Below are 4,683 nucleotides of genomic sequence, written 5' to 3' on the forward strand. Positions count from 1 at the left end.
GTATTAAATTATGCTGAAATATTTTGAATAATTTTTTCAGTTTTTCTTATGCCAATAGTGAAAAAACATTATTGTTGTAAATTAATCTGAAAACAGCAGTCAAACATTCAAGGGGGTAATGGGGACATGAAAGGCCGCGAGTATACGTTTCGTAAGTGGCACTCATTAATGGGGGTCATTCCGGTTGGTGTCTTTTTGACGCAACATTTAATTGTAAACAACTTTGCAACAAGAGGAGCAGAGGCTTTTAACAAAGCTGCAGGCTTTATGGAGCTCCTTCCATTCCGGTATGCGCTAGAAATTTTCATCATCTTTTTACCTATACTGTACCATGCTATATATGGCTTATATATTGCATTTACAGCTAAGAACAATGCGGTATCTTACGGCTATTTCCGTAACTGGATGTTCGTCTTCCAACGAATTTCAGGTATCGTTACGCTGATCTTCATTTCTTGGCACGTCTGGGAAACTCGTATTCAAGCATTGTTAGGTAAAGAGGTAAACTATGATATGATGGCAGATATTTTAAACAACCCATTTATGTTTGGTTTCTATTTAGTTGGTGTTGTTTCAACAATTTTCCACTTTGCAAATGGACTATGGACATTCTGTATAAGCTGGGGAATTACAGTATCTCCACGTTCACAAAGAATCTCTACTTATGTAACATTAGCTATTTTCTTAGGTCTATCTTATGTAGGTGTGAGTGCATTATTAGCGTTCATCGATCCACAGCTAGCAAACCAGTAAGGAGTGGGAGAGCATGAAAGGGAAACTTATAGTAGTCGGCGGTGGCTTGGCCGGCTTAATGGCAACGATTAAAGCGGCAGAAGCAGGAGTAAATGTTGAACTATTTTCTTTAGTACCAGTAAAACGTTCACATTCTGTATGTGCCCAAGGTGGAATTAACGGTGCCGTAAATACAAAAGGTGAAGGGGATTCTCCATGGATCCACTTTGACGATACAATTTATGGTGGGGACTTCTTAGCGAACCAACCACCAGTTAAAGCGATGTGTGATGCAGCACCTGGTATTATTCATTTAATGGATCGCATGGGTGTTATGTTCAACCGTACGGAAGAAGGACTTCTGGATTTCCGTCGTTTCGGTGGAACACAACATCACCGTACAGCATTTGCTGGCGCAACAACTGGTCAACAATTACTATATGCATTAGATGAGCAAGTACGTCGTCATGAAGTAGCAGGACTTGTAACGAAATATGAAGGTTGGGATTTCTTACGAGCTGTTGTAGATGATGAAGGTGTGTGCCGAGGAATCGTCGCGCAAGACTTACAAACTATGGAGATAAAAAGTTTCCAAGCTGATGCCGTGATTATGGCAACAGGGGGCCCTGGTATCATCTTTGGAAAATCAACAAACTCTATTATTAATACAGGTACAGCAGCGTCTGCTGTATATCAACAAGGTGCATATTATGCGAACGGTGAGTTCATTCAAATTCATCCAACGGCAATTCCTGGAGACGATAAGTTACGTCTTATGAGTGAATCTGCACGTGGTGAAGGTGGACGTGTTTGGACGTATAAAGATGGTAAGCCATGGTACTTCTTAGAAGAAAAATATCCAGCTTACGGAAACCTTGTACCTCGTGATATTGCAACGCGTGAAATCTTTGATGTTTGCGTAGAGCAAAAACTAGGTATTAACGGTGAAAACATGGTGTACTTAGATCTTTCTCATAAAGATCCGAAAGAACTAGATATTAAACTTGGTGGAATTATTGAAATCTATGAGAAATTTACAGGTGATGATCCTCGTAAACTACCAATGAAAATCTTCCCAGCAGTTCACTATTCAATGGGTGGATTATGGGTTGATTATAAGCAAATGACAAGTATTCCAGGTTTATTTGCAGCAGGTGAGTGTGATTATTCTATGCACGGTGGTAACCGCCTTGGTGCGAACTCATTATTATCAGCAATTTACGGTGGTATGGTAGCAGGACCGAACGCAATTGAGTATATGAAAGGTCTTTCTAAATCATCTGATGCTGTTTCATCTACTGTATATGAGCAAAATGAATTAATTGAAACAGAGAAATTTAACAATATTTTAATGCTTGATGGTAACGAAAATGCATATGTTCTTCATAAAGAGCTTGGAGAATGGATGACAGATAACGTTACAGTAGTTCGTGAAAATAAAAAGTTACTAGAAACTGATGCGAAAATTGAAGAGTTAATGGCGCGTTACAAACGCATTAACATTAACGATACAGCAAGATGGAGTAACCAGGGTGCTTCATTTACACGCCAACTTGCAAATATGTTCGAGTTAGCACGTGTTATTACAATTGGCGCATATAACCGTAATGAAAGCCGCGGAGCGCATTACAAACCAGAATTCCCAAATCGTGATGATGCAAACTTCTTAAAAACTACGATGGCGAAATTTGAGGGAGAAGGAAAGGCACCAGCATTCCATTACGAAGAAGTGGATGTTTCATTAATTAAACCACGTAAACGTGACTATTCCTCAAAACATGATGTAGCTGCTAAGGGTGAAGAGAAGGGGGATAAACAACATGTCTGAGAAAACAATCCGCCTCATCATTACGAGACAAGATGGCCCAGATGCACAAGAGTTTGACCAAGAGTTTGAAATTCCATATCGTCCTAATATGAATATTATTTCGGCGCTTATGGAAATTCGCCGTAATCCTGTCGACTCAAAAGGGAACCAAACAACTCCGATTGCATGGGATATGAACTGCTTAGAGGAAGTATGTGGAGCATGTTCGATGGTGATTAACGGAAAACCACGTCAATCATGTACAGCCCTTATTGACCAGTTAGAGCAACCAATTCGCTTAAAGCCGATGAAGACATTCCCGATTGTACGTGATTTACAAGTTGACCGTAGCCGTATGTTTAACGCGTTAAAACGTGTTAAAGCTTGGATTCCAATCGACGGTACGTACGACCTAGGACCAGGTCCAAGAATGCCAGAGAAAAAGCGTCAATGGGCATATGAACTTTCGAAATGTATGACATGTGGTGTTTGCTTAGAGTCATGTCCGAACGTAAACAGTAAGTCTGACTTTATTGGTCCAGCACCGCTTTCACAAGCACGTTTATTTAACTCGCATCCAACTGGTGAAATGCATAAAGCAGATCGCTTACGTGCAATTATGGGTGATGGAGGACTTGCAAACTGTGGTAACTCTCAAAACTGTGTGCAATCATGTCCGAAAGGTATTCCATTAACAACTTCAATTGCAGCATTAAACCGTGATACAACAATTCAATCGTTCAAAGATTTCTTTGGTAGCGACAATAACTATTAATAAATATTGCCTCTTCATGTTGAAGAGGCAATACTTATAACTTTATATTTCTGTTTATTCTGTTTATTTTAAGGGCGAAAAGGAGAGGGAACGATGAAGAGAATTTCTTATATTGAAGACTTTGAGCAATGGGAAAGTGGTTTTTCATTTTATAATCCTGTCAAAGTTCGTTTTGGTGAAGTAGATATGTTTGGACATGTAAATAATGTCGTTGCTTTTACATATTTTGAAGAAGCGCGTATCGCATTGTTTAAAGAACTCGGATTTATGCAAGAATGGACACATGAATCATCAGAAACGATGATAGTCGTCGCAGATCTACAATGCAATTTTATTAAACAAATTTATTTTGATGAGCAGTTGAAAGTATATGTAAAGGCGGGAGCGGTTGGGAATTCCTCTTTAGATTTACACTATATGGTCAAAAATGCAGAAGGAGAAGTTTGTTTAGTTGGGCGGGGTATGATGGTCCAAGCATCGAAAAAAACTGGAAGAGGCGAACCGTGGCCTGAGGAATGGAAGGAATTGCTATTATAATAGAATAAAAGAAAAATAAGAGAGCGATTCGCTCTCTTATTTTTTGTCCTCCATCGCCTCTTCTAATGTTAGATGGTGCTTATATATGTATGTGGCGTATGGATTACCGACGTAGCGTAAGTGCCACGGTTCATATGCATACTCTGTTGTTTTTGTTTTATCCTCTAAATAACGAATGACAAATCCGAACTCATGGGCATGTTCTGCAACCCATTTTCCTTCTGCTGTCTCTCCGAAGATTGGTTCTAATTGGAATTTAGCAGATTTTGAGCTAATATCCATTGCTAGACCGGTTTGATGCTCACTTGCTCCAGGAATTGCACTTACCGAATCAGCCTCAGCTTTTCCTTGGCGTTTAATATATGTATTATGTAATGACTGTTGGCGTTTGTAAGAACGGTAACCTGAAACTGCTGTAAGTTCTAAACCTTCTTCTTTCGCTGCTTGGAACATTTTTTCAAGAGCGTCTGCAGCATCTTTGCGAAGTAATGTTTTCTCTTTATCTTTTGGACTAGTAAATGGTACGTTCGGTTTCGTCAAATCTTCTGGAATGTACCCATCTGGTAATTTACGATGTTTATTGACTAATACAAGAGCAGAATCTGGATTTGTTACAACGGAAAAATTATCATCTAGTTTCTTTGCATTATGATCAGCTTTTTGAAAAGCAGGAATCTCTTCTTTTTGGTGGTTATTATGTTTTTGATTTTCGACAGCTTTCGCTTCGTTTTGTAGTGGTGATTTAGAACCAAAGTAAACGAAAGATGTGATACCGATTACAATAGTAGCGGCAGAAATAATTATTATTTTTTTCATGATGCCCTGTAATCAC

5 protein-coding genes are annotated in these 4,683 nt (G+C 39.0%); 4 read left to right on the top strand and 1 reads right to left on the bottom strand.

From position 1 onward, the window contains the following. Positions 1–126: 126 nt before the first annotated feature. The 4 genes from sdhC (at position 127) to AB3X49_RS17965 (ending at position 3,851) form a co-directional block, all read left to right on the top strand. Positions 127–753: a succinate dehydrogenase cytochrome B558 gene (gene sdhC / locus AB3X49_RS17950; RefSeq protein WP_002015407.1), complete on the top strand. Its 627-nt coding sequence runs from the start codon at positions 127–129 to the stop codon at positions 751–753. Between the two features lie 13 nt (positions 754–766). Continuing rightward, positions 767–2,560, top strand: a complete 1,794-nt coding sequence (sdhA, locus tag AB3X49_RS17955) for a succinate dehydrogenase flavoprotein subunit (RefSeq protein WP_002034228.1) — start codon at positions 767–769, stop codon at positions 2,558–2,560. Further along, on the top strand, positions 2,553–3,314 hold the full coding sequence (gene sdhB / locus AB3X49_RS17960; RefSeq protein WP_002088861.1) for a succinate dehydrogenase iron-sulfur subunit: 762 nt from the start codon (positions 2,553–2,555) through the stop codon (positions 3,312–3,314). The genes sdhA and sdhB overlap by 8 nt, the downstream gene beginning before the upstream one ends. Positions 3,315–3,407: 93 nt before the next feature. Continuing rightward, positions 3,408–3,851 (top strand): acyl-CoA thioesterase, encoded by a 444-nt coding sequence (locus AB3X49_RS17965; RefSeq protein ID WP_002088859.1) that lies wholly within the window; start codon positions 3,408–3,410, stop codon positions 3,849–3,851. A 36-nt stretch (positions 3,852–3,887) separates the two neighbouring features. Here AB3X49_RS17965 and AB3X49_RS17970 read toward each other — a convergent pair whose 3' ends face one another. Then, positions 3,888–4,667 carry a M15 family metallopeptidase gene (locus AB3X49_RS17970; RefSeq protein ID WP_367963784.1) on the bottom strand — a complete coding sequence of 260 codons (780 nt, stop codon included), beginning with the start codon at positions 4,665–4,667 and terminating at the stop codon, positions 3,888–3,890. Positions 4,668–4,683 lie beyond the last annotated feature (16 nt).

Source organism: Bacillus sp. C30, assembly GCF_040838255.1.
GTDB lineage: Bacteria > Bacillota > Bacilli > Bacillales > Bacillaceae_G > Bacillus_A > Bacillus_A mycoides.